The following is a 26,777-nucleotide window of genomic DNA, read 5'->3' as shown; positions in this document are numbered from 1 at the left end:
CCAAAAAAGTCCCCTGCTTCCTCAAAGAAAGCAAGGGACAGGACAAACTTATTCGTCATCGACAGAACCCACGGGGATATCCGGATGGAAGATCATTTCAATGACAAGGAAGAGGACCGGTACGAGGAAGATAGAAAGGAGCGTGGAACTCATCATCCCCCCGATGATGGCCGTACCAATGGAGATACGGGACCCGGATCCAGCGCCGGAGGCCCACGCAAGGGGCACAGCACCAATGACCGTTGAGAACGCCGTCATAAGAATCGGGCGCAGACGAACCTTGACCGTATCAATCAGAGCCGGCAGGATAGCACGGCCATTATCGACACGCATCTTTGCGTATTCTACGATCAGGATGGAGTTCTTGGCCGACAGACCAATGAGCACAATCATCCCGATCTGCATGTAGATATCGGCAGACAGTCCACGCAGATACTGGAATCCGACGCAGCCCATGACCGCCGTCGGCACACCAAAGATGATGCCAAGGGGCAGGGACCAGGATTCATAAAGAGCGGACAAGCAAAGGTAAACGAAAATCAGGGACACGGCAAAGATCATGTAGGACGAGGACCCTGCATCTCGTTCGTCACGGCTCTGGTCAACCCATTCATAGGTGTAGCCGCTTGGAAGATTCTGTTTCAGGACTTCATCGATGGCACTCATGGCGTCACCGGTGGAATAACCCGTTGCCGGACTGCCGGCAATCTTAGCGCCGCGGGCGTTATTGAAACGCGTAATAACCGGCGGTGCCTGAATTTCCTGCGAGGTTACGACGGCAGACAGCGGAATCAGGTCACCTGAAGTATTTTTCACAAAGATATTGGAAAGCTGTTTCGTATCGGCACGATATTTCTTATCTGCCTGGATGACGACTTTCCAGGTTTTCCCCAAGAGGTTGAAGTCGTTGACTTCACTGCCGCCGAGGTTTGCCTGAAGGGCCGTTGTTACGTTGGAAACAGGGATATTGAGACTTTCTGCCTTTTCGCGGTCGAGATGGAACTCAATGGATGGCGTGTTATTGGAAAATGTCGTATAGGCCATTCCGACTTCCGGACGCTGGTTGATGAGGCCAAGGAGCTTATTAACATCCTGAGTCATTTCGCTGGTGTCCTTACCGACCGTATCCATGATGTAAAGGCTGAGGTTACCCGTATTGCTCATGCCCGGCAGGACAGCCATGTTGAAGGCGCGCACCGTGGCTTCCGGTGCATCGGCACCCAACGCCGCCACCTTATTGATGATTTCCTGGACCGACTGACCGTTCTTGCCTTCACGATCCCCAATGTCATTGAGCTTAACCGGGATGAGGACCCCGTTTGGCTGACGCGTCGAGGACAGGATATCGATACCGATGATCTGCATGACGTGACGGACGCCGGGAATCTCAGCAATCTTGGCTCCGAAGGATTCCGTAAAGGCCATGGACCGGTTCGTGGAAGCAGCCGCTGGCAGGGAAGCTGACACCAGCATGAAGGACTGGTCTTCATCCGGCACGTAAGCCGTCGGGATCATCTTGAAGAAGAACCCAATCAGGCAGAAGACAACGAGCATGCCGGCAAGCCCTACTTTATAATGGCTCAACAGTTTTTTCGAAAGGCCGACATATTTTTCCGTCGCCCATTCAAGGGCGCGGTTAAATACATCAAAGAGTTTCCCAATCGGCCCCGTAGCTTTCTTGAGGTCCTTTTTCGGCTTGATGACAAGCGCGCTGACAGCTGGTGACAAACTCATGGCAACGACAGCGGAAAGGGATAGGGCGACCACGATGGTAAGAGCGAACTGTTTATACAGAACGCCCGTTGCCCCGCCCATAAAGGAAACTGGCAGGAACACGGCAAGGAGCACGAAAGCCGTTGCCACAATAGCGCCCGATACGCTGCGCATAGCGGCGAAAGTAGCTTCCTTTGGACTCATGCCCATTTCATCGACGTTATATTCAACGGCTTCGACAACAACGATGGCGTCATCGACGACGATACCAATGGCCAGCACCAAAGCAAACAACGTCAAGGTGTTGATGGTAAAGCCAAAGATATAGAAGGAAGTAAAAGTTCCCAAAAGGGAAACCGGAATGGCAAGGACCGGAATCAGCGTGGCCCGCCAGCTCTGGAGGAAGATCCAGGTAATAAGGACAACAAGGAGCAGGGTTTCAATGAAGGTCACCCCGACTTCCTTCAGGGATTCCTTAACGTATTCCGTATTATCCTGAACGATTTCAATCTTCATGTCCGGTGGGAAGTTCTTTTCCGCTTCCTCAAGGACTTTCTTGATGGCAGCAACCGATTCCAAGGAGTTGGCATCGGAGTTCAGCTGGATGGCGTACTGCATGGCAGGAATCCCATCCAACCGGCCAACAACCCCGTCACTGCGCTTGCCATACTCGACGCGGGCAATGTCACGCAGATGGAGCAGCTGTCCATTGTTGTTTTTTAGAACAATATTGCCAAATTCCTCTTCCGTCTTGAGTCGGCCCTGCAGACGGGCGGAATACTGGAATTCCTGATCGTTTTCTGTAGGACGGGCCCCGATGGAACCAACCGGTGCCTGAATGTTCTGGCTGGTAATGGCCGACTTGACATCGGCGGCCGTAAGGCCATTTTGGGCCATCTTCATCGGATCGAGCCAAACACGCAGGGACAGGTCCGGACCATATTCGTTGACTTCGGAAACCCCATCCACACGTTTCAAGGCATCGACGAACTGCGTCGTGCCATAGTTTTTAAGAAAGAGTTCATCATAAGTCCCATTCGGCGACAACAGGGAGAAATACATGATGGTCTCTTCTGCCTGCTTACTGGTCGTTACGCCATAGCTTGTTACTTCGCTCGGCAAGGACGCATTGGCCTGGGCCACGCGGTTCTGGACCTTGACCATATCCATGTCATCATCCGTACCGAGATCGAACTTGATATCAAGGGTGTAGTTCCCATCGTTATCACTGGTGGAACGCATGTCGACCATGTTGTCAACGCCGTTGACTTCTTTTTCAATTGCCTGGGCAACCGTCTGCTCTACAACCTCAGCGTTGGCACCAACGTAGTTCGTTGATACGGAAATACGGGGGTTGGAAATCTGCGGATACTGGGCAACAGGGAGACTGACGGCGGAAATGGAACCGACAAGGGCGATGATGATGGAGATAACGCAGGCAAAAACAGGATGTTCAATAAAGAATTTTGCCACTTCCTAGACCTCCTTGTCAGCTTGCGCTCCCAGCGCTGGAAGAATCACTCGACGTGTCGAGTTCATCTTCCGTCATGGTTACGGGATCAACCTTACTGTCCTTATTTAGTTTCTGTACGCCTTCAACCACAACAGTTTCCGTACCGTCAAGACCGCTCTTGACGAGCCACAAACGGCCAATGCGGGCGCCAAGTTGGACTTCCTTCATAGAAACGCTGTTGTCAGCATTGACGACATAGACATAATGCTTATAGAGCAGATCCGTAACAGCCCGCTGAGGAACAAGGATGGCTCCAGGTTCCGTCGAACCCACAACGGAAACATTGGCAAACATACCAGGAAGGAGCAGATGATCCGGATTCTGGAAGAGTGCCTTCAAAGTCAAGGTACCCGTTGAATCACTGACGGAACGGTCGACCTGATCGACATATCCCTTATAGGCATAAGTAGATCCATCGGCGAGGGTCAGCGTAATGTCACGCAGCTGATTGCCGTTGTCCGTATTGCCCTTCAACATATCAAGGTAATCACTTTCGGAAACGGAAAAACGCACCCGCATGGGATCGCTGTTGGAAAGGGTCGTAAGGACGGTGGAGTTGGCCGTTACAAATTCCCCTTCAGCCAGTGTATTCGTATCGATTTTCCCTGCAAAGGGAGCTACGATTTTTGTATCGCTGACGTTTACCTGGGAACTTGTCACAAGGGCCTGGTACGCATTGACGCTGGCCTGAGCCTGTTCAAGCGCCGTATTGTACTGGTCTGCTGTCTGTTTGGAAACAGCTCCTTCTTCGTAAAGGCTCTGGTAACGGGCTGCATCACGCTGGGCATTGGCAAGGGAAGCCTGGGCATTGGCTAGATTGGCATGAGCATTGAGCACATTGGCTTCATAGGCCCGAGGATCGATTTCGTAAAGAAGCTGTCCGGCTTCAACATAATCGCCGCCATTGACATACTTCTTGATAATGGTTCCTGTGACTTTTGACTTAATGGAAACCTGATCCTTTGCTTCAACAAAACCGGTGTACTCATAGGTCAGCGGTGTATCACGCTTGATGGCCTGCATGACCTTGACCTTGACAGCGCCACCAGGAGCGGCTGTTTTCTTGCTGCAACCGGCAGCTCCCAAGGCAACGAGAAGTGCCAGCCCTAGAGCCATGGCTTTCTTTTTTCCTAGCATTGAAACTCCTCCTAAAATCCTTCCTTGCTGAAGGAAGTGCCCCTAAAGAGGCACTTCCAGCAAGGGAAAGTAAACTGAATCGACAAAATTTCTATACATTATACCCTATGAAGAGGGTCCCTTCAAATCTCGGATTCTGTTGTTTTTACTTTCCGTTCTTCTTTTTTCTCGGCATTTCTTTCTTTTTCTTCTTTTGACTGGCTAGTCAAAAATTCTTCTTCAAGACGATTCTTGATCATGAAAGGCAATACCTTGTCTTCTTCCAGATCAAATTCCCTGTTGTCGCCATAAAACAGTCCCAACACGGCACCATCATAGTAGAATCCTTTCACGTCTTTTTCCGTGAGGGAAATCCCGGACGCTTGGGCTTCATTGCGAACCATGGTCCAGAACTTGCCCGCAGGCCGGACAAGATCCTTAAGTTCCACCGCTTCCCCGGTCCGCAAATCAAAATTGAAACCTTGGATGATGGGTTCATTCATCTCATGGTCGGAGTAAAGACCCATGACGAGGATACTGGCATAGTTTTTCCCTGCGTACTTCACATCATAGGAAAGATGGAGCCTACTTCCAAAGCTGGCATCGCGGATCTTGCTGCGATAGAACATTTCCATAGCATGGTTCATTTTCCAAGCAAGTTTTGCATCGAACTTTTGGAAATGAGGATAATAGAGATTGCCCACAGGGGTATCAAGAGGCAGAGGGATGATTTCATATCCTGATTTGCCCTTGACGCGGTCACTTGTCTGATAAGCCGGTTTCGTATAGAGCTCGGTCCTGAAGGAAACATCTTGGACCTGCCACGTACCGGCCCGATAAGCCCACAAGGTCCTCACATAGCCAATGGGCGCGGCCTGAACAGCACCAATGACCTTCTGCGTCGTAATGAGGGCATCCACCCCATCGCCGTCCGTATCCATGGGAATGAGTTCACTGATGCCCTGAGCGTAAGGCCGCTGACCGGAAGGAAGGACACGGCCCGTTTCATCAAAGACGTTCAGTGTGTGGTAGGCATCTTCATTGCGGGAAAGATCGACGACGACTTCCTGCATCTTCCCGGGCAGATTAGGGAACTGGAGGCGGGCCCGATAGCCGTCAAGATAGGTTCCTACAATCTGGACACCCCGGTTATCGGCAGCGGTAAAGATTTCATCCGGTTTCTTCCCGGTAAAATCAAGGATACGGAAATCCACCATACCGCTCGTGCCGCCCGTAGGAGCCGCGACGATGACATTGGGTGCGCCGCTGCCGGTCACATCAGCCAGCATGAGATAGGGATCATAACCGCCTAGGTTTTGGGGCCGGATGAAATATTTCACATCCTTTTTCCCGACTTCCTTGACAACAATATAAAGGTCCCCCATAAAAGAGGATTTTTCAACAACGGGATTGCCTAAAAGATCCACAACCTCTTCCTTCCCATCGCCGTCGACATCTCCAATGGCTTCGCTGATGAGCTGGCCGCGCTGAAGCTTGAGTTCCACTTCACGGACCGCCTTCTTGAAAGGAGGCTTGACAGGCACATTGCTGATGGGAGCTGCCAGATTTTTTTGATTGGTCTTTCCCTCTACAGGTGCGGTTCCCTTTTTGGCGGCTTCCTTTTGGCTCCACCCCTCAGCCGCTGTACGGGCGGCTTCCGGAAGAGGTGCTTTTCCTTTAGGAGAGGCTGCTTCCCCCCAAAGGGCGGGCATTCCCAAAAGTCCTGCAAGGACCATGGTAACAAAGGTATGTTTCCTGCAATTCATATCAATAAAACCTCCTCTGCGATGTAGAAGAAAAAGTCAAATTCTTGATGATTGATCTATTATGAACACTTATTTTCTCATTATACTATAGGCCTCACAGAAAAGCACGGGCACGGCCATATTTTTCTTTCTGCAAGGGGGCGTCTGTTTTTTTAAAAAATTCTGTATTTTCCCTTTACAGAAAGTTCCAAGACGCCTATACTTAGAGTCACGTGAGTCCGGAGGACAGTCTCCTCCCCAAAGAAAAGGAAGGTACCTATTATGACCCAGTATGAAGCCATTACGCCTGACATCCTCGATGAACTGAAGGCCATTTCTGGTCACCGTGTCATCGTCGGTGAAGAAATCAATCCTGACTACACACATGATGATATGCCCATCTACGGCCTTGCCATGCCGGAAGTAACCATTGACGTCACGTCAACGGAAGAAGTTTCAGCCATCATGAAAGTCTGTGCCCGCCATCATATCCCCGTCACGGTCCGCGGCGCGGGAACGGGCCTCGTAGGGGGATGCACCCCGGTCCAAGGGGGCGTCGTTTTGTGCACCATGCGCATGAACAAGATCCTTGGTTACGACGAGGAAAACATGAATGTCCGCATCGAAGCAGGGGTTCTTTTGGCAGACCTTGCCAAGGACGCTGAATCCCGGGGCTTTTTCTATCCGCCCGATCCAGGTGAGAAGTTTGCCACCTTGGGCGGCAACGTATCAACCAACGCCGGCGGGATGCGGGCCGTCAAGTACGGAACGACGCGGGACTACGTAGAAGCCATGACCGTTGTCCTGCCAAGCGGGGAAATCATGCACGTAGGCGCGCCTGTATCCAAATCCTCATCGGGATATAGCCTGCTCCACCTGATGATTGGTTCAGAAGGAACACTGGGCATCATTACGGAACTGACACTGAAACTCATTGCGCCCCCAGCCTGCCACTGTTCCCTTATCGTCCCCTTCGAAAACCTTGCTGACGCCATTGGCTCAGTTCCTGAAATCAAGCACTCGAACCTGAAACCCCAGGCCCTGGAGTTCTTTGAAAAGGAAATGCTTGAAACCACGGAAGCCTACATGGGGACAAGCGTTTTTCCGAAAGTGGTGGAAGGAACCGAAGTCGGCGCCTATCTCCTCATCACCCTTGATGCCGATCACAACGATGAATTGGACCGTCTCGTAGAACAAGCGGCCGAAATGCTCCTGGAAAAAGGCGCTCTTGACGTCCTTGTTGCCGATGTTCCAATGTATCTTGAAAAGACCTGGGCAGCCCGCTCCAGTTTCCTTGAAGGGATTGAATCAATCTATAACCTCATTGATGAATGTGATGTGGTCGTCCCCGTTTCAAAGATTCCGGACTTTACCCTCTACATCCGGGAAATTGCGGAAGGCTTTTCCTTTGACATCCGTATGTTCGGCCATGCCGGCGATGGCAATATCCACGTCTATGCCTGCAAAAAAGGCGCCCGTGAAGACATCCTGCCCTTCAAGGAAGAAACAGAACGTTTCATGCACGCCCTCTACGCCAAAGCGTCCGAATTGGGCGGCCAGATTTCCGGAGAACACGGGATTGGTCTCGGCAAACGGGCTTACCTTGCGGAAAACCTGGGTCCCCTTCCCATTGCCCTTATGCAGGGCATCAAGCAGGTCTTTGATCCAGACCTTATCCTGAACCCCAATAAAGTTTGCTTCTAATCATATAGCAAAAAGGCGAAAGAACCCATCCGGTTCCTTCGCCTTTTTTATTATCCCCAAACCGTCTGGGCAATGTCGCGCACAAGGGCAATCTTCTTCCACTGATCCTCTTCCGTCAGCTTGTTTCCGATTTCCGTCGACGCAAAACCGCATTGGGGGCTTAAGCTGAGCCGGGAAAGCGGAACATACTGGGCCGCTTCCTTGATGCGTTCCCGGATACGTTCCGGATCTTCAAGGTCAGGACGTTTGGTCGTCACAAGGCCCAGGACGACCGTCTTATCTGGTGATACATAACGCAATGGAGCGAACCCACCGGAACGCTCGTCATCAAATTCAAGATAGAGGGTATGAACCTTTTCGCGAGCAAAAAGAAGGGGCGCAATAGGCAGATATCCGCCTCGGGCCGCCCAAGTCGAATGGTAGTTACCACGGCACACATGGGTCGAGATGACAAGGTCAAAGGGCTGGTCCTCCAGGACTCGGTTATTGATGGTAAGATGACGTTCAGCAATGACCTTAAGATTTTCAGTTCCGCCCTGGCGCTGGGTCCAGTACTTCGTGTCGCAGAGCATGGCCCACGTACAGTCATCCAGCTGCAGGCAGCGGCAGCCAGCATCATAAAGGTCACGGATCACGGTTCGATAAGCGGCGACAATATCATCGATGAGCGCGTCCTCGTCAGGATAGATTGCTTTTGTGACCGCGACGTTTTCCTCCCGGTAAAGCTCATCAAGCAAATGCGCCGGAGCAGGGAGAGTTTCCTTTACCACTGTATTTTGATAGGCAAACTGCTGGGTAAAGCGGAAATCATCGACGATGGGATGATGGTCCCCAGAAAGCTTTCCCGTAAGGACTGCCGTATCCCGGCCCGTTTCCTCCCCTTCGAAGAAATAGCCATGGGAAAGGGTTTCCCGCTTGATTCCGCCAAGGCCCCACATAAAATCAAGGTGCCAATATTCACGGCGAAACTCCCCATCCGTCAGGGTGCGCAGGCCAAGAGCCTTTTCCTTGCTGATGAGTTTGCGGATTTCCTCATCTTCCACGCGGCGCAGGGCAGCCTGACCGAGGGTGCCGGAGCGGAACGCCTCACGTGCCTTTTTGAGGCGTTCCGGACGCAGGAAACTGCCTACAATATCAAAATGAACGGGACTCTGTACAGCCATGATGATTCCCCCTTACGGTGATGATGGAATCCATTCTAACGCAATGCTTTTTATTTGTAAAATAGGCTTTTTATACCATTTCCTATAACTTTAAAGCATAGCAAAAAGACGGTCCCCTTTTGGGTCCCGTCCCTTCCTTTTTTATTATTGTGTCTTTTCGGCAAAGTAATGCGGTGAATCGCCCCACTCGCCAAATCCGACTTTATCCCCAATAGAGGCCACCCGACCGGCAAGGCAGTGCTTACACTGATCCGGGGAATCCTCAACGCAGGGTTTGTTGTCGTAAAGCAGATACTGAGGGCGGAACTTCGGCAGCGTTACAAGCGGCATGAGGATATTGGCTCCTGCCAAAAGCCCCAGTTCCCGTCCCAAGGGATTCAGGGCCTGAAGCGCCGTAGTAGCGGCGATATTGACGTTCTTAAGGTAAAGACGCGTCACGGCAATCATATTAAGGCCCAGAATAAAGCGCTGGTTCTGTGCTTCTTTGCTGTCACCGCCGGCTGCAAGGACATGTTTCCCAATCGGTGTATTGTGGTGAACGACATAAGGACCCATACCGATCATATCGATATCCATATGGCGGAAAAATTCGATATCGCAGGCCAGGTCATCCAAGGTCTGCCCCGGCAGCCCCATCATGTCTCCGGTTCCTACCTGGTAGCCAATCTTTTTGAGCGTCTTTAGGCAGTCACGGCGCACTTCCCACTTATGGTGCCCATCTTGGGGGTGAAGGGTCCGATATAAGGCAGGATTGCTCGTTTCAATGCGCAGAAGGTAGCGATGGGCCCCCGCTTCAAACCAGCGTCGGTAGGTTTCTTCCGTCTGCTCCCCAACACAAAGCGTAAGGCCCAAGGCACCGCCGCCAATTTTTTTGATATCCAGGATCAGACGTTCCACGTAGGCAATGAATTCCTCGTCCTGACGCTCCCCACTCTGCAGGGTCAGCGATCCGTAACGCTCATCATAAGCCCATTGGGCCATGGCAAGAAGATCTTCATAAGGCGTGTCAAAGCGTTCCACCTCTTCATTATCCCGGCGGATGCCGCAGTATTTGCAATTCTTGATACAGCGATTGGAAAATTCCAAGAGGCCCCGGTAATGGTCAACATTACCAATATATTTGAGTTTTACGGCATAAGCCGCATCATAAAGTTTCTTTCGCTGTCCCGCGTCCGTTGTCCCCAGAAGGGTCACAAGGTCACTATGGGTCAAGGTTTCTTTCTGTAAGATTGCATCAATGGTCACAACGGTTCTCCTATCTTCCATCAAGTGACGTTATTGTATATGGAAAGAGGGCGGCCTGTCAAATGTTGGCCTTGGAAATTGGGCGAATTCAAGGGAAAGGTAAGCCCGTTCTATCATTAAAAAAAATGGAGGAATCAATGGGCTCATGGGCTATCGTACAGTGGACCGTCCCACGTTTGGGGATAGCTTACGCCTGGGCGCTTCCTTTCCTAACCATGTGTCGTCACGTCCAGCCCCCAGTGCCATCTGACTTTTTTTCGAATCAGGAAAATGAACAAAAGAGACTGCGGAAAAATGAATTACTCATTTTTCCGCAGTCTCCCGTACATCAGGCTTCTTCGTCGTGATCTTTGACGAGGCCCTCGGCTTTTTTCTTTTTATAGACAAGATAGTAGGGTGCGATGACAAGGATTCCGCCAAGGCCCCAGACAAGCTGCATCGGTTTGGCATTGGAGAGCATCCAGAGACTCGTTAAAAAGGCAACGACTGGAACAAAGATGCCGCCAGGGATCTTATAGGTCCGTTCCCGGTCCTTCCACTTGCGGCGGAAGACAATGACTGAAAGGACCGTCGGCAGGTACTGGGTAAACCGGCTTACGGCACTGATAGCAGCAAGGGTCGTAAAGCTGCCGCTCCAAGCAAGAAGGATGCTGAGAATGGCAACGACGACGCTTGAAGCCCACGGCGTGCCCCAGCTCGTGCGCCGATTGAGGAAAGCCGGCAGCATGCCGTCTTCAGCAAGGGACGTGCACGCCCGAGGCGCAATGAAGGATTCGGCAAGGTTGATGCCGCCCATGCTAAAGAGCGTCCCGATCAGGATGAAATAAGCCCCGACGGGCCCAACGGCGCGGCCAAAGGCGGTCTGGATAGGAGCTTTATCCACAGCTAGATCCGGTCCCAGGATGCCAATGGAAATCCCCACGACGAGCATATAGATGATGGTGACAATGATCATGGTCAGGATGATACCCCGAGGCAAATCCTTTTTAGGATCCTTGAAGTCTTCGGCGGCAACCGCAATGGCTTCAAATCCCGTGTACGCAAAAAACATGGTAATGGCGGCATTGGCAAAGGCCCCGTCAGCCATATGGGTCGGAACAAAAGGCGTGAAATTGCTGCCATTGACAAAAAACAGGCCCACAGCAATAAAGACGCATAAAGGAACCAATTTGGATATGGTCATGATGTTATTGAGGATCTTTGAAATCTTGACCCCTGCAATATTCATGATGGTAAGCCCGCCAATGAGCACGGCAGCAATGAGGTTCTTCATGGTGTCGCCGGCAAAAAACGGAAAGGCCGCGCCCAGTGCCGTCGCAAAGCCAACGGCCATAGCCGCCCAGGCAATGATGGTCACAACGAGCTTCAGCACGCCCACTTCATAACCGACAAAATCCCCAAAAGCGGCCTTGGCATAAAGGTACGGTCCTCCATTCCGGGAAAAGAAACCGGCGACTTCCGCAAAGCAAAGGGCAAGGCAGCCAGCAAGGAACGCGTCAAAAAGAAGAATCAGGAGACTTGACGGTCCCATCAGGGCATAGGCCCGGTTTGGCAGGAGAAAGATTCCCGTCCCGATGATACCGTTGATACCGAGAAGGACAATGCTCCAAAGGCCAAATTTATCTTTTTTATCGGTTCCCATGACGCACCTCCGCTTCCTTGACAAAATCCACAAATAGGTTCCGAGCAAGCTTGCTGTGAATGGACATCATTTCCGGATGGAACTGATAGGCCATGAGATAGCTTTCCCCCGTACCCTGCAGGGATTCCACGGTGCCATCCTTGGCGCGGGCCGTAACAAGGAGTCCTTGGCCCACTTCGTGAACGGTCTGGTGATGATGGCTGTTCGTGACCCATTCCGTACGGCCGAGAAGAGAAGCCAGCCGGCTTTGAGGATCGATTTCAATGGTATGCGTCGCCGTCGCCGGATCCTGGTTCTGGGAATGCTTCACAAAGGACTGGGGATCTTTGGAAAGGTCCTGATAAAGCGTCCCGCCGTGCGCCACATTGATGATCTGCAGACCGCGGCAAATCCCGACAACAGGAATTTTCCGTGCTTCCGCCCGCTTCAAAAGCAGCATGTCGAAATGATCTCGTTCCGGCCACACCGCGCCAATCTGCCGGCAAGGTTCTTCCCCATAAAGGAGGGGATACACATCGTGTCCGCCCGACAAAAGGAGCCCATCGACGCGGTCCATAAGGGCTTCCACGACATCATCCTCTTCATTGAAAGGAATGATGAGGGGGATACCGCCCGCCTCCGTAACAGAACGGACATAATCATGGTTCACATAGCTTCGATGATAACCGGGGAATTGCCCGCCGCCATCAATCATATGGCTGCCGGAAATCCCAATTAACGGTTTTGCTGTCATAGGAGTTCATCTTCTTTCTATATGTTTTTGTATATTTTTCATTCTAGCACAATGAAATTGTGAAGAAAATGAAAATTTCTCTGTTCAACAAAAATTGTGAAACAAGGTTTCAAAGACAGGTTGCTTCTGTTCTACTTTTTGCGAAAAAGGGCATTGGCATAGCTTACGGCCGCAACGGCATTTCCCGCATAGGCATCCGCGCCCAGTTCTGCCGCATACTCTTCGGTCATAACGGCGCCGCCAACAATGACGCGGCACCCCGGTGCCTTCTCACGAAGCTGTCGGATCGTTTCTGCCATGGAACCCAAGGTCGTTGTCATGAGGGCCGAAAGGCCCACAAGCTTCACATCCCGTTCCAAGGTCTTTTCCACGATGGCCTCCGGCGGCACATCCTTGCCAAGATCAATGACATCATAGCCATAGTTTTCAAGAAGCACCTTGACAATATTTTTCCCAATATCGTGGATATCCCCTTTGACCGTAGCAACAATGACAGGGTCGCCTTTCCCCCTATCCGTACCCTTTTGGAACATTGCTTTCTTGATGATTTCAAAGCCTGCTTTGGCCGCGTCGGCACTCATGAGGAGCTGGGGCAGGAAGAGGGTCTTTTTTTCAAAGGCATCGCCCACGCGGTTAAGGGCTGGAATCATATATTCATTGATGATGGAAAGTGCGTCCCTTCCTTCATCCAAAAGCGCTGCAACCGCCGTCTCAGCCGGTGAGATGAGGCCCTTTTCAATGGCTTCGTCAAGACCATAGCGGCCTTGTTCGCCGCTGTCTTTTGCGGCAGGAACATGGGGTTCCCTTTTTTCTGTTGGCAGATCCGCAAAATAGGAAACATAGGCCTTGCAGCTTGTGTCATACCCACTTAAGGCGCCATAGGCAAGATAGGTTTCCATCATCGGTGCTGAATTAGGATTGATGATGCCTGCCGAAAGGCCCAGCTGCATAGCCGAGGCAAAAAAGGCACTGTTGACAGCGTCCCGATGAGGAAGGCCAAAGGAAATATTCGAGACTCCCATAACCGTCTTAAGTCCTGCCTTTTTGAGAGCCGCGATGATGGAAAGGGCAATCTGGGCATTTTGTCCCCCCGTGCTGATGGTCATGGCAAGGGGATCAAGAAGCAGTGCCTTTTCAGAAAGGCCCGCCTTTTTGGCTCCGTCAATGACGCGGCGTGCACTTTTGAGCCGGCCTTCCAGCGATTCCGCAATCCCGTCATCATCAAGACAAAGTCCAACCAGCATTGCGCCATACTTCTTTGCTAAGGGCAGGACCGACGAAAGGGAATTTGTCTTGCCATTTACAGAATTAAGGAGAGGCCGTCCGTTATAAAGGCGCAGGGCCCGTTCCATGGCTTTGAGATCACTCGTATCAATCTGAAGCGGCAGGGGCGTAATGGACTGGAGTGTCCTCATCGCCTTTTCAAGAAGGGCCGGTTCATCAATACCGGGTACGCCGACGTTGACGTCAAGGACCTGGGCCCCTTTATCGATCTGTTCCAAGGCAAGCTGGCACACATAATCCATATCCCCGGCCTTAAGGGCCTCTTTGAGCCGTTTTTTCCCCGTCGGATTGATGCGCTCGCCAATGATGACAGGCATGCGGTCAAAACAAACAGGCGCACCATAGCCGGTAATGCATTCTGGGGCCCCGTTCCGTTTTTCCGGAGGCGGCAGCTCGGCGCAGCTTTCTACAAGGGCTTTGATGTGCTGGGGCGTTGTCCCACAGCAGCCACCCAAAAGGGCTGTCTGGGGAGCAAATTCCAACATGGTTGCGGCAAATTCCTCAGGTCCCACCTCAAACTGTGTGACCCCATCGTGCGTGACAGGAAGACCGGCATTCGGGTTGACCACAAGAGGCAGGTCCGTGGCCGCAAGGGCGCGGGGCACAAGGCGGCTGATTTCCTTGGGCCCCAGCCCGCAGTTGAAACCAACAGCCGAAGCCCCTAGGGAAGAAGCGACAATCATAGCTGTTTCCACATCGGCGCCGCTTAAGAGCTTTCCTTCTTCGTCGAACGTAAAGGTCACCACAAAAGGCAGATTAGAATGTTCCTTTACGGCCAGAATTGCCGCTTTGGCCTCATAGGTATCACTCATGGTCTCAATCAGGACAAGGTCAGCACCGGCTTTTTTCCCTGCTTCGACCGCTTCCGCGTAAAGGGACACGGCCTCTTCAAACGGAAGGTCTCCATACGGCTGGAGAAGCTTTCCCGTCGGTCCTAGGTCAAGGGCCACACATCCTTTCTCGCCACAAGCCTGGAAGGCCTTTTGGGCAAGTTTTACCGCTGCCGTAACAAGAGTCGAAACCGCTGGCGTGCCATGGGCCTTTCCAAATTTGAGGCCATTGCAGCCAAATGTATTGGTCTTGATGATTTGGGCCCCTGCCCTGATATAGGCTTCGTGGACGCCTTGGATCACATCAGCATGGCTCAGGTTCCACAGTTCTGGCAGCTCACCCGGCATAAGCCCCGCGCTTTGAAGCATGGTTCCCATGCCGCCATCAAAAAACAAGCGTTCCTTTTCTAACCGTTCTCGAATCTCCATCGTCAAGGTTCCTCTTTCCGGAAAGGACAGTTCAAGGCCGTGCAGGCATTGCACGAGCTATGACGAGCATCCGGCTCCTTTCTGGTTTCATTTTGAAGGCCATGATTGATGCCAATCACAGCCGTTACGGACTTAATAGGCGCCATTAAGCCTCCTGCCGTCAACGTAAGGCCAATCTTCTTAGGCAGCTCCAAGAGACGGAAAATCTTTTCCTGATCCGTAAGCGGCCAATCCCCATACCCTGGAGAAAACCGTGACCGGTAGGTAAATTCCGCAGATAACTCCCCCTTCCATTTCTCTTCCAGCTCGTCACAGTAACTTTCAATAAGAGCTGCACCAACGGCTTGGGCCGCGGCTCCATAGGCAATCCGCTGCAGACTGAGGCGTCGGATGCCGATATCAAAGCGGCTGCCCAAGGTGGCCCCAAAAAGAATCACTTCCGGACAGCCCAAAAGGTGGTTGGCAAGCTGGCTGCTTTCAAAGACCGTGCCGCCCTCAAGTTCCACGCGGCCCATCCCGCCGTCACAAGGGGGCGTGACGCGGCAGGAAAGACGCCGTTTCACGGCACGCGGCTGGACTTCGTTGCGAAGGGCGATAAAGGCTTCATCAACCAGGCGCGCAGCTTCCCGATCATCTTTTTGGGCACCAAAATAGCGAACCGCTTCCTTTTCATCAAAGGGAATCTTTACTTGTGCCATCTTGGGCTCCTTACAGTTTGATAACTTCCGAAAGAGTACGGCGGATGCCGCCAATGACTTCCGGTTTATTCATCGTATAGACATGGATATGGTTGAATCCGTTGGCAATCAGGTCCATGATCTGACCCGTCGTATACGCCATCCCCGCCTGACGCAGAGCCTCCGGATGATCACCAAAGCGCTCCACCACGGCCCGCAGCTTGCTGGGAATGGGTGTTCCGCTGAGGGTAAAGATGCGTTCCACCTGCTTTGCGTTCGTGATCGGCATGACGCCGGCCACAACAGGGACACGGACCCCTTTGGCCAGGAGCCGATACATGAAGTTATAGAACATCTCATTATCAAAGAACATTTGTGTCACGAGAAAATCACAGCCCGCATCTACCTTGCGTTTCATATTCTCCAAATCCTCATCAAGGGTCCGCGATTCAGGATGTCCCTCAGGATAGGTAGCGCAGCCCACGCAGAAATCCCCCGTTTCCTTGATGAAGCGGACGAGGTCGCTAGCATGGGGGAAGTCCGATTCCGGCAGCTCGTCCATCCCTTGAGGACGATCACCGCGCAGGGCGAGGACATTATCAATGCCGCCGGCTTTCATGTCGCGAAGGACGCGGGCGATGCCATCTTTTTTCGCACCGATACAAGTTAGATGGGCCAAGGCCGGGACCCCGCTCCGCTCGACCTCAGAGGCAATCGCAAGGCTCTTGCCGACTGCGGTGCCGCCGGCGCCATACGTGACACTCATATAGTCCACCCCATCGATGGCAATAGCATGGACAATATCCATGGCATTTTGCAGTTCTGTCCCTTTTTTGGGCGGAAAAAGTTCGCATGATATGGTTACTTTGGGACTATCTAGAAGTTCCTTGATTTTCATGGCTGGGCCCCCTTCTCTTACAATGTCCCTATTGTAATACAAAGGGAAAAGATAGGCAATAAAAAAGAAAAAAGTAACAATATGTCCACAAAAGATTCTATTTTTCTTTTGTGGGAGGAAACAGGAATTGCCAAAGGGCTGCAGCCGCAGCTCGGAGCTGAAATTGAGTGAAGGCGGCGTTTTCCCTTACAAGAAAGGCTCCCTGCTCAGGGCGGCTGACACCTCAACGGTTACCCTATTTTGCAGGGCAATGACGCACCAGAGTGGCATAAAAAATCAGTCCCTTCCCCGCAAAGAGGAAAGGACTGATGGTGTTCCGAGAGAGACCCTCCGTCACGGTGATTTTCAGGGCTTGATGCTTTAGTCTTCGTGCAGGCTGTCCATGGGTTCGCCCGTCCTCGTAACTTCGACGGCCTTGGCATAGCTTTCCAGCAGGAGACCATAGTTCGTGAATACGCGGGACCACAATTGAGCCCATTTTTCCCAATCTTCACGGTGCCAAGTAAATTGGAGCTCAGCAATGGCAGAAGACGTATCCATCGGAATAATGCCGGCTTGGACCATACGGGCGAGGGAGATCTCCTCGACCATCTTGGAATAGGTGCCCGATGCATCAGGCAGGGCAAAGACCTTATAGCCATCATGGACGGCGCTGATTGCCGGGAAAGCAAGGCAGACGCTCGTAACCGTCCCTGCAATGATGAAGGTCTTGCGGCCCATATTTTTGACTTCTTCTACAAAAGCAGGGCGTTCCCGCCACGACAGCAGAAAGCGTCTTTGGGAGCATCATCAACGGATCCATGGCGGTCAACAAGAAGATTGGCTGGTGCAAGAACGATGACTGGTACGAAATGCAGCTCCAGCTCCTGCGCTTTACCATGTATGGGCTCGAGGGCTTAGGGACGCATAAGTAAAAAAGAGGGAAGAAGCAGTGGGGGCAGGTCCCAAGCGTCCGCGGACTGCTGAGACGCAGTAACTATGTTGTCGAGGTCACGTTTCTTGTCGATAGGAAGGCGGATTGTAAGGCAAAAGACCGTACCGCTCCGCCCCAAACCGCCCTTCGGGAGGGGGCGGAACTTAATTCGCCCTCAAACATGTTCCTCGGACTTCTGCTTCGCTCCAAAAGCGTCCTTCGAAACTCCGGGCGAATCTGCTTCGCTACCGCTCATGATGAGACGTCGCTACCGCTCCTCATCCACCACCAAAACCGGGAAATTTTAATGATAAATGCTTATGGAAATTTTCCAGTTTCGGTCCCCCGCCCTGGCGGGGCGGCTCGATTTCAGAGAAATCGAGCTCTAAGGCGAAAAAGCAGGTACTCCCGTGGATTGAAGAAACGTTGCTAAATCTTACAATAGCATTAAATCCTAAGAGTTAAGAAAACAAACTACGTAGAAGATCAAAAAGCCTCAAACCGAATTCGTGTCTTGATTCGGTTTGAGGCTTTCCCCTTTTTTATTCTTTTTCTTTAGGTTCGATGCAGGATGCATCGAATCGTCGCCGTTAGGTCTTTTGCCTTACGGTCTTTTTTCTATTTACCTTTTTCGAATATGGCTCCAGATTAGCCCAGATGCTAGGAAAAACGCGAAGCGGGCCGACGACGCCGTACAAGAAGCGGGGTACTGCTAAGAGGCTCGCCGCGTTTGACAACACAGATGGGTCGATATGGGCCATAGGCGAAAAAGGTTTCCTCTGCAATCCGAAAAAATTCCTAGGAGCGGCCCACCCGACGACGGCATTTTTTCGGGCGTCTTAGAAATGAGATTATGGTACGTGACTTCTTACGAATCGTCATGCCTTCCTTGCTCTCAAAAGAATCTTTTCTCAAGCAAGGAGGGCACGTATGTATCTGCATCGAATCGGCGCGATTTGTGCGCCGAGTAAAAAACTTACTTACTGAGTCCTACTATCAATTTTTCCAGCACATCCACCATGGTTTCCAAGGATTCCTGAGGAATGAATTCATAACGGCTGTGGAAAAGATAGCCGCCAGTCGAAAGGTTCGGACAAGGCAGTCCTTTATGGCTGAGACGCGCCCCGTCCGTACCGCCGCGGATAGGCTGCACGATGGGTTTTACCCCGCAGGCTTCAAAAGCATGACGAGCTTCATCGACAAGTTCCATATGATTTTCGATGATGGGACGCATATTGGCATAGGAGTCACGGATGGAGACCGTCACGACACCGCTTCCCCATTTTTCGTTCAGCTTCCTGCCAATTTCTTCCACTTTCCTTTTCTGGGCAGCAAATTTTTCAGCGTCATGCTCGCGCAGAAGGTACTTCATTTCGCAGTGCTCGCAGCTGCCTTCGATGGAAGACAGATGGTAAAACCCTTCATACCCTTCAGTATAAACAGGCTGCTCTTTTTCCGGCAGCAAGGACTGGAACTCACAACCCACAGCGGCCGCATTGATCATTTGATTCTTGGCACTTCCCGTATGGACGCTCACGCCCTTGATGGTGATAGTTGCCGTAGCCGCGTTGAAGTTTTCATATTCCAGTTCACCCAAGGCTCCGCCGTCAACAGTATAAGCAATCTGGGCACCAAATTTTTCAAGATCGAAGAACTTCGTACCTTCCCCGACTTCCTCATCCGGCGTAAAACCAATGCGGATCTTTCCGTGTTTAGGAGCATCCGGACGAAGCAGACGCTCCGCAAGGGTCATGATTTCAGCCACACCGGCTTTATCATCAGCCCCCAAAAGTGTCGTTCCATCTGTCACAATGAGCCGTTTTCCCTTGACTTCATTGAGACAGGGAAAAGCGCTTGGCGTCATGACAATATCCTGTTCCTTGTTAAGGACGATATCGCCCCCCTGATAATCTACAAAGGCAGGATGGATTGGACCGCCACTTACAGCATTGCTCGTATCAAGATGGCTGATGAGGCCAATGGTCGGACCCTTATCACGGGTCGCGGGGATGGTCCCCATGACATAGCCATATTCATCTTGGATTACATCCGTAAGACCCATGGCTTTCATTTCTTCCGCGATCTGGGCTCCTAGGACTTTTTGGTTCGGACTGGATGGATACACCTTGGCATCATCTACGGAGGTTGTGTTGACAGCGATGTACTTCAGGAAGCGTTCTGTTGCAGTGGTCATGTTTTTTGTCTCCTTTTCTGCTGTGATGTGAAATCAATTCCCCTCAAATTGGCCCTAGTCAACAATGGAAGTTAGACTTGAGCGTCAAAAAGCGGCAGGTTCTCGAGAGTCACGATGTCCTTGCGGTTCATGGCGTCCCCTTCGGCGAGGATGGCCATGCGCCCAATCACTGTGCCGCCCGCTTTTTCGATAAGTTCTTCCAAGGCCTTGATGGAGCCGCCTGTGCTGATGACATCATCCACAAGGAGGACCTTCCTGCCGCGAACAAGGGCAATATCCTCATCTTGAAGAACGAGGATCTGTTTTCCCTTGGTTGTAATGGAGCGGTCTTCAACAATAATTGGATTTTCCATGTAAGCCTTGACGGACTTTCGGGCAATGGCATAACGCGGCATCCCCATGAGGCGCGCCATTTCGTGAACCAAAGGAATGCCCTTGGTTTCAGCGGTCACCATGATTTCCGTTTCCGGCGGCACGCGTTTGACAAGTGCTGCAGCGGCCTTTTCCACAAGCTCCACATCGCCTAGGATGACAAAGCCCGCAATGGCCAGTTTGTCATTGACATTGAGAATCGGAAGTTTTCTTGTTACACCTGCGACGTGCAGTTCATAAAATCGGTCAGCCATTTGTATGTATGCCCCTTTCATACCAAAAGTGGTTCCTTTTCCCTTCCTTACGGCGGGAAGTGTTCCTTCATCGATTGATCACGCCAGCTGCATTTGGGTTGGTCGCAGGCAGCAGCTTCTTTGCCTGCTGGAAAGATGAGTCTCCAAAGATTGAATGCTTTAAAAACCCGCACGCAAGCCGCCTTCTTTCGCTTTTTATTCAGCGTTCGTGCCAAAGGCAGGCGGCACTTTCGCACGCGGAGACAGTCAAGTTATCCACAATAAAAGGTCCCCATTCATGGGCTTTTCCAGCCCAGTGAAGAAAGTTATTCACCAAATCGAAGGTTATCCACAGTCCCTGTGGATAACCTTGTGTATAACCTATGATTGGAAAGACGGAATGGCCTAGCTGCCTTTTCCACCGCTATTCTGGGGGAAAGAAATGGAAAAAAGGCCGCGTCTTTATCCAGGACGGGCCCTCCGTTCGGAATCCCTTACAGGTCTTCCACCATGTGGGGCGGCATGCTCCACTCCACCAAAACGCCCGTATTGACCCAAAGACGGGTCAATACCTGCTGGCAGTCCTTCCAACTGTCTCTGGCAAGGAAGGTCCGCTCTTCGAAATGATAAGTACAGGCGTCAATAGGGACTTCCATCTTATGCGGTGCCGCAAGAAAGTCCATGACTTTCTGCTCGATCTGGGTCTCGCCTTTGATGGTGACCGTAAGTTCCTTGGTTTCTTCGTTATAGTCAAGCGCGCCATAATGGCCGTTATAATTCAAAGTGACACTTTTTATTGCCATACTGTTAAACCATCCTCTTTTCAAGTGATAGCCCCATTATATCATAAAGGATGGACTCGATGCACGGGAAGTTTCTGGGAGACGTACAAAAAAAATCCTGTCCCGATGTCTCAAGAAAAAAGACGCGGGACAGGACGGCAGAAATCGTCAGGATTCCTTATGATAAACCGGTTTCAGGCGCTGGGAAAGGGGCAATTTCTTTTTGGGTGCATGGGCCATGGACCAGGCCATCATGCGTTCCTGGACACTGACCTTTTCCCGGCCATGAGCGTAGACGCGGCGGTAATTGCCGTTTGAAAGCTCCATATGGGCCCCGACATTATCCTTGAGACACAGATCAAGAAAGGCCTTGATCCGTTCAATGTGGGCATGGCGCTCAACAGGGAACATGAGTTCCACACGCTCGCTGAGATTGCGGTGCATCATGTCTGCACTGGAAAGATAGAGTTCTTCCTGACCGTCATTCCAAAAATAATAGGCCCGGTGATGCTCAAGAAAACGGCCAATGATAGAACGGACCGTGATATTTTCCGACAGCCCTTTGATTCCCGGACGCAGGCCACAGATCCCGCGGACAATCAGATCGACTTTGACGCCAGCTTGGGAGGCCTCATAGTACTTTTCGATCATGGGCTGATCGATCAGGGAATTCATCTTGGCAATGAGATAGGCTTCCTTTCCCGCCTTGGCATGAGCAATTTCCCGATCAATCAGTTCGGTCATCCGTTCCCTCAGGCCCAAGGGAGCCATGATGAGCTTGTGGAAGGTGGGCGGCTCGGAATAACCGGAAAGGACATTGAAAAAGGCAGAGGCATCCTGCCCAAATTCATCGTTTGCCGTGAGAAGGCCAAAGTCCGTATAGAGCTTGGCCGTCTTATCGTTGTAGTTTCCCGTCCCCAAATGGACATACCGTTTGATGCCGGTTTCTTCCTTACGCACAATGAGAGTGATCTTGGAATGGGTCTTCAGCCCTACAAGGCCATAGATGACGTGACAGCCGGCGCGTTCCAGACGGCGCGCCCAGACAATATTGTTTTCTTCATCAAAGCGGGCTTTCAGTTCCACCAGGGCCGTCACCTGCTTGCCGTTTTCCGCCGCTTTGGCAAGGGCCGCGACAATGGGTGAATTCCCGCTGACACGGTACAAAGTCTGCTTGATGGCAAGGACCTTGGGATCTTCGGCTGCATCCCGGATGAGATTGACGACAGGATCAAAACTTTCATAAGGGTGATGGAGCAAAATATCATGGTCCCGGATCTGGTCAAAAAGGGAAAGGTCGGGCGTCAGTTCAGCTGGTACTTGGGGCGTATAGGGCTTGAAGCATAGGGACTCCATCCCCTTTTGGCTGATGAAGCCAAAAAGGAAGGTAAGGTCCAGCGGGCCCCGCACTTCGTAGATCTCTTCGTCCACAAGGTCAAGTTCTTGCTTAAGGAAGTCCTGTAGGAAGGAACCCTTTTCCGGATTGATTTCAAGCCGAACGGCACTCCCTCTTTTGCGTTTCTTTAAAGACCGTTCGATTTCCTTCATGAGGTCGTGGGTTTCATCTTCATCAACCTCAAGATCCGAGTCACGAGTAATGCGGAAAGGTACCGCATCAAGGACGCTCAATCCTTTGAAGAGCTCCCCGCAGTGTGCCATGATGAGGTCTTCCAAGAAAACGAAGGATTTTTCATCCCCCGCCCCCTTCACAGGGATGACACGGGGCAAGACGCTCGGCACCTGAATAAAGGCGATCTTACGGATGTCCTTGGCATCCCGCAGTTCAAGGGCGATATTAAGGGACTTATTGGCAAGAAAAGGAAAGGGCCGTGACGCATCAATGGCCATGGGCGTGAGAACCGGAAAGACCATTTCCTTGTAGTACCGTTCAAGGCTTTCCCGCGCCTTTCCCGAAAGATCCTCCACCCGGGAAAAGGAAATGGCATACTTTTCCAGTTCCTTTACAAGGGCAAAGAAATAGCGGTACTTGAGTTTCATTTCACTATGGGCAGCTGCCGCAATAGCCGTAAGCTGCTCCCGCGTGGAAAGTCCGGCAATGTCGGGGCGTTCGATTCCTGATTCCTCGCGGCCCACAAGACCGGCTACACGGACCATGAAAAACTCATCAAGGTTTGAAGCAGAAATGGCCACAAAACGAAGACGTTCCAAAAGAGGCAGGGTCCTGACGCCAGCTTCACGCAGGACGCGGAGGTTAAATTTCAGCCAGCTCAGTTCCCGATTGATATAATATTCTGGCTTCTTGAGATCCATAAGGGTTCCACTCACCTTTCCACTTGTTCCAGGATTGGCGTAAGGCCAAAAACTTCTTCAAAAAATCCGCTCTGTTTTTCAAAGGTCCAGCGCTCGAGGGAAAGATCCTCGCGACTTGTGACAATGACGCGGAATTGATTTTCCTTCATTACGGTCCGGCAGCCTGTGATCTTTTGCTTGCGGCTGACATCAAGGGCATCGGCAAGACGCAGGATGGCTGCCAGTTTAGCCACCGCGGGAGTTGCAGAAATCTCCCGGTCGTAGGCTTCTGGCGACAGGGCGTCAGGCGACGGCAGGGAAAAGAGATAGGATACGGACGCAATGGTCTGCTGCGCGTCGGGCCCAAATCCCAAAAAGTCCGTTGCTTGGATCAGCTCATAATTGTATAGCTTCCCCGCACGCAGGGAAAAGAACTTACCCACACCATGGAGCAGGGCGGCAGCGCGGAGCAGATGGAGGTCAGCCCCGTCGAGGCCCTCGCTTTTGGCGACCGTTTTGAAGATAGCTTCACAAAGATCTGCTACAAGGCCCACATGGACAAGATTGGTTCCAAAACGGCGGGCCACACCTCGGATTTGGCTCATCTGGATGCTCTGCATATACGCCATAAAGGCTGGATCTTTCTGGCGGGCAATATAAAGGGCCCGGATCCCGTCAATGAAACGATTGGTCACGATATAGACAAAAGGCGATCCAGCCGCCCGGATCAGTTCCTCATAAAGGGTTGCCGCCGGAAGGACCAAATCTGCTTCTTCCTCAGATAGGGCATAGACCTTTGTCAGCTGGCGGGGGGAAAGACTTCTAAGGCGCAGGAGGATTTCCTCAAGGTCCCCTGCCCCAACCTTGATAAGGCCCTTTTTGTCCGGCTTTTTTTTCAAGATCCGCGGCAAATAGCTTGATTCAACGCCGCTGATGAACATGCTCTCGACGGGCTTATTTTCCAGTTCCTGCATGACAGGAAAAAGATTGGCCCGAATATACTCCCGCAGGGCCTCCCCAAAATGGATGCTGGACTGTTCATTGCGCGTGAAGTATTCCTTCATACGGATCAGCCCCACATGCAGGTTCTGCTGATATTCCATCTCTCCCCTGCGCACATAGGTAAAGCCCATGGCTCCGCTCGATAGATCCACAAGAAGGTGTCCGCCTTTATGTTCCACCTTTTTCTTATGGGATTCCAAATGGTAGCTGAGGGACGCAATCTTTCGAAAGATTTCCTGGGGCAGGTTGATCACGTCCATGACAAAGCCCGTTTTCACAAGGACCTGATCCAAAAAGAACGTTCGATTCCGGGCTTCCCGCACAGCGGTCGTTGCTTCAAGGACATAGTCCTTGATCCCGTAATCCTTCATGAGACGGCGGAAGCCCTTCAAAATATCAATAAGAGCCCGCATCGTCTCGGTTGAGATACGCCCCGTCTTGAAGGTCTCTTCGCCCAGACGAACAGTCTGACTGGCTTCATCAAGGATGGTCACAGCATAAAGGTCAGTGTACTCAATAAGCTGCATCGTGACCCGCTCCGAGCCTAAATGGATGATGGCAGCCAGCTGTTTTTTCTTTGCCATAGTATGCCTCCCGTCTCAATCTTATGGGTATCGGCGGAAAACCTGTCACACCGCCTGGAAATCGTGTTATACTAACAGTAATCTATCATTTTCTTTTCATTGTAGCACGTTTTCTTCCCTTCATCGAATAATTTACCGATTCTTTACAGGGTACTGCTAGTATAGAGGAAAAGAAAAGCAAACTTCCATAGGAGAAACAATATGAAACGAATCGGAATCATAGACGTGGGTTCCAACTCGGCACGGCTTGTCATCATGGAAATCTCAAGCCAAAAAGGGAGCCACCTCGTCTATAACCAGAAAGATCCCTTGCGTCTGGCGCTTAAGACCGATCCCCAGGGATATCTGACGGAAGAGGCCTTCACGAGCACCATCGACTGCATCCGGGGCTTTGCTTCCATGTGCCGTTTCTTCCACGTAACAGATATGGTTGCGGTAGCCACAGCCGCCATCAGGAACGCAAAAAACGGCATGAAACTGACACGGGCCGTCAAGGAAAAAACCGGTGTCGATCTGGATATCATTTCGGGCAAGACGGAAGCCTTTATGAGTTACGTTGGCGTCGTCAATACCATCAATGTAGAAGATGCTGTGATTTTTGACCTAGGAGGCGGTTCGACAGAAGTCATCCTCGTCCGAAAGCGGAAGCTCATTGATTCCGTCAGTCTGCCCATTGGCTGCGTCAACCTGACAAAGCAAAGCCGGCAGGGCTCTATGCGCGGCCGCGAAGACATGAAGACCATGCAGAAGCTCATTGCCGAACAGATGAAAAAAACGCCTTGGCTAACTGGCTGCGGACTGCCCCTTGTCGGCGTAGGTGGTACGGCCCGTTCCATTGGGAAAGTGGAAGAAAAGCGGATCAAGTACTTTACGGCCAAGCTGCATAACTTCCAATTTGATATAGCCGATTTTGCGATTTGGTACAAAGGGCTCCTCTCGACACCGCCGGGGATGCGCCGGCGCATTCCCGGCCTTTCAAGCGACCGGGCAGACGTCATCGTCGCTGGCAGCTCCATCATCAAGGCCCTGGCAGACAAATGCAATTCTAAAAAACTCATCATCTCCGGCTGTGGGCTCCGGGAAGGCCTCTTTTGCGAATACCGGCACCAGCACGAAAACATGCCCCTCATTACGCCTAACATCCTTGAAACGAGCCGCAACGACATGATTCATCAATATGTGCCAGATGAGGAACATGCCCGTCTTGTGGCCCGCTTTGCCCTGCGAATCTTTGATGGCTGGAAGCGCTTTCACAAGCTGCCGGAAAAACGCTGGCGGGACCTTGTGGAAACAGCGGCCCTGCTTCACGATACAGGGATTACCATCAATTACTACAACCACACACGGCACAGCGGCTACATCATTGAAAATGCCCGACTTTTTGGCATGAGCCATATGGACATCGTCTTTGCCTCCATCATTGCCGCATGGCACCACGGGGTAAACCGCTCCTACCTGCGCAACAAACCTTACCGGAAACTGATCACGGATAAGGATATTGAAGACCTGACGCGGGCAGCAGTTATTGTGGCCATCGCCGAAAGCCTGGATCATCCCCACATGGGGGATATCCTCGATGTGGAGGCCCGCGACCTAGATGAAGCGGCCCAGCTCACTCTCATTGCCCGCAAGGATCCCCTCATTGAAATGAAGCAGCTAAACGCCCTGATGAAATGGATCCGCAAAACCTTGGGGACTCCAGTCACTGTCGTTGTCAAACTCCTTCCCAATGGCAGCACCAGAAAGGAGTAAGAT

Annotated in this window: 17 protein-coding genes and 1 pseudogene; 2 read left to right on the top strand and 16 right to left on the bottom strand. The window is 51.7% G+C overall.

The features are described from left to right. Positions 1–48: 48 nt before the first annotated feature. From HMPREF1246_RS10095 to HMPREF1246_RS10085, 3 genes are all read right to left on the bottom strand, one after another. On the bottom strand, positions 49–3,186 hold the full coding sequence (locus HMPREF1246_RS10095; RefSeq protein WP_021737446.1) for an efflux RND transporter permease subunit: 3,138 nt from the start codon (positions 3,184–3,186) through the stop codon (positions 49–51). Between the two features lie 16 nt (positions 3,187–3,202). Beyond that, the gene (locus tag HMPREF1246_RS10090) at positions 3,203–4,363 is read right to left on the bottom strand and encodes an efflux RND transporter periplasmic adaptor subunit (RefSeq protein WP_021737393.1); all 1,161 of its coding nucleotides are present in this window, start codon (positions 4,361–4,363) and stop codon (positions 3,203–3,205) included. A gap of 122 nt (positions 4,364–4,485) precedes the next feature. Beyond that, positions 4,486–6,108: a hypothetical protein gene (locus tag HMPREF1246_RS10085; protein WP_021737416.1), complete on the bottom strand. Its 1,623-nt coding sequence runs from the start codon at positions 6,106–6,108 to the stop codon at positions 4,486–4,488. 261 nt (positions 6,109–6,369) lie between these two features. Between HMPREF1246_RS10085 and HMPREF1246_RS10080 the strand changes: the two genes are divergently transcribed. Then, a complete protein-coding gene (locus HMPREF1246_RS10080) occupies positions 6,370–7,791 on the top strand; it encodes an FAD-binding oxidoreductase (protein ID WP_021737391.1) in 1,422 nt (473 codons plus the stop codon). A 50-nt stretch (positions 7,792–7,841) separates the two neighbouring features. Here the strand turns inward: HMPREF1246_RS10080 and HMPREF1246_RS10075 are convergent, their stop codons facing one another. The 13 genes and pseudogenes from HMPREF1246_RS10075 to HMPREF1246_RS10005 form a co-directional block, all read right to left on the bottom strand. Beyond that, complete coding sequence (locus HMPREF1246_RS10075) at positions 7,842–8,954, bottom strand: 5-methyltetrahydropteroyltriglutamate--homocysteine S-methyltransferase (RefSeq protein ID WP_021737422.1); 1,113 nt, start codon at positions 8,952–8,954, stop codon at positions 7,842–7,844. 144 nt (positions 8,955–9,098) lie between these two features. Beyond that, positions 9,099–10,220, bottom strand: coding sequence for a [FeFe] hydrogenase H-cluster radical SAM maturase HydE (hydE, locus tag HMPREF1246_RS10070; RefSeq protein ID WP_196800442.1), 1,122 nt, complete (start codon positions 10,218–10,220; stop codon positions 9,099–9,101). Between the two features lie 307 nt (positions 10,221–10,527). Then, entirely contained in the window at positions 10,528–11,841 is a 1,314-nt protein-coding gene (locus HMPREF1246_RS10060; protein WP_021737407.1) for an APC family permease, read from the bottom strand. Next, a complete protein-coding gene (locus HMPREF1246_RS10055) occupies positions 11,828–12,574 on the bottom strand; it encodes a gamma-glutamyl-gamma-aminobutyrate hydrolase family protein (protein WP_021737431.1) in 747 nt (248 codons plus the stop codon). Before HMPREF1246_RS10055 ends, HMPREF1246_RS10060 begins: the two co-directional genes overlap by 14 nt. Positions 12,575–12,705: 131 nt before the next feature. Next, the gene (locus tag HMPREF1246_RS10050; RefSeq protein ID WP_021737403.1) at positions 12,706–15,117 is read right to left on the bottom strand and encodes a homocysteine S-methyltransferase family protein; all 2,412 of its coding nucleotides are present in this window, start codon (positions 15,115–15,117) and stop codon (positions 12,706–12,708) included. A gap of 2 nt (positions 15,118–15,119) precedes the next feature. Beyond that, a complete protein-coding gene (locus HMPREF1246_RS10045) occupies positions 15,120–15,815 on the bottom strand; it encodes a vitamin B12 dependent-methionine synthase activation domain-containing protein (RefSeq protein WP_021737456.1) in 696 nt (231 codons plus the stop codon). A gap of 10 nt (positions 15,816–15,825) precedes the next feature. After that, the gene (locus tag HMPREF1246_RS10040) at positions 15,826–16,692 is read right to left on the bottom strand and encodes a methylenetetrahydrofolate reductase (protein WP_009015180.1); all 867 of its coding nucleotides are present in this window, start codon (positions 16,690–16,692) and stop codon (positions 15,826–15,828) included. A 360-nt stretch (positions 16,693–17,052) separates the two neighbouring features. Then, positions 17,053–17,445 (bottom strand): annotated as a pseudogene (locus tag HMPREF1246_RS10030) (isochorismatase family protein); the annotation flags it as partial. Positions 17,446–18,581: 1,136 nt separating this feature from the next. Further along, positions 18,582–19,799, bottom strand: a complete 1,218-nt coding sequence (gene pepT, locus HMPREF1246_RS10025) for a peptidase T (RefSeq protein ID WP_009015177.1) — start codon at positions 19,797–19,799, stop codon at positions 18,582–18,584. 71 nt (positions 19,800–19,870) lie between these two features. After that, positions 19,871–20,425 carry a phosphoribosyltransferase family protein gene (locus tag HMPREF1246_RS10020; protein ID WP_009015176.1) on the bottom strand — a complete coding sequence of 185 codons (555 nt, stop codon included), beginning with the start codon at positions 20,423–20,425 and terminating at the stop codon, positions 19,871–19,873. Between the two features lie 473 nt (positions 20,426–20,898). Next, positions 20,899–21,207 (bottom strand): hypothetical protein, encoded by a 309-nt coding sequence (locus HMPREF1246_RS10015; RefSeq protein WP_009015175.1) that lies wholly within the window; start codon positions 21,205–21,207, stop codon positions 20,899–20,901. Between the two features lie 147 nt (positions 21,208–21,354). Further along, positions 21,355–23,457, bottom strand: coding sequence for an RNA degradosome polyphosphate kinase (locus HMPREF1246_RS10010; RefSeq protein ID WP_014129093.1), 2,103 nt, complete (start codon positions 23,455–23,457; stop codon positions 21,355–21,357). Between the two features lie 11 nt (positions 23,458–23,468). Beyond that, positions 23,469–25,022 carry a hypothetical protein gene (locus tag HMPREF1246_RS10005; protein WP_009015173.1) on the bottom strand — a complete coding sequence of 518 codons (1,554 nt, stop codon included), beginning with the start codon at positions 25,020–25,022 and terminating at the stop codon, positions 23,469–23,471. A gap of 201 nt (positions 25,023–25,223) precedes the next feature. Here HMPREF1246_RS10005 and HMPREF1246_RS10000 point away from each other — a divergent pair, with 201 nt between their 5' ends. Continuing rightward, positions 25,224–26,774 (top strand): Ppx/GppA phosphatase family protein, encoded by a 1,551-nt coding sequence (locus HMPREF1246_RS10000; RefSeq protein WP_009015172.1) that lies wholly within the window; start codon positions 25,224–25,226, stop codon positions 26,772–26,774. Positions 26,775–26,777 lie beyond the last annotated feature (3 nt).

Source organism: Acidaminococcus sp. BV3L6 (assembly GCF_000468835.1).
Taxonomy (GTDB): domain Bacteria; phylum Bacillota; class Negativicutes; order Acidaminococcales; family Acidaminococcaceae; genus Acidaminococcus; species Acidaminococcus intestini.
This window is presented reverse-complemented; position numbering and strand designations above follow the sequence as displayed.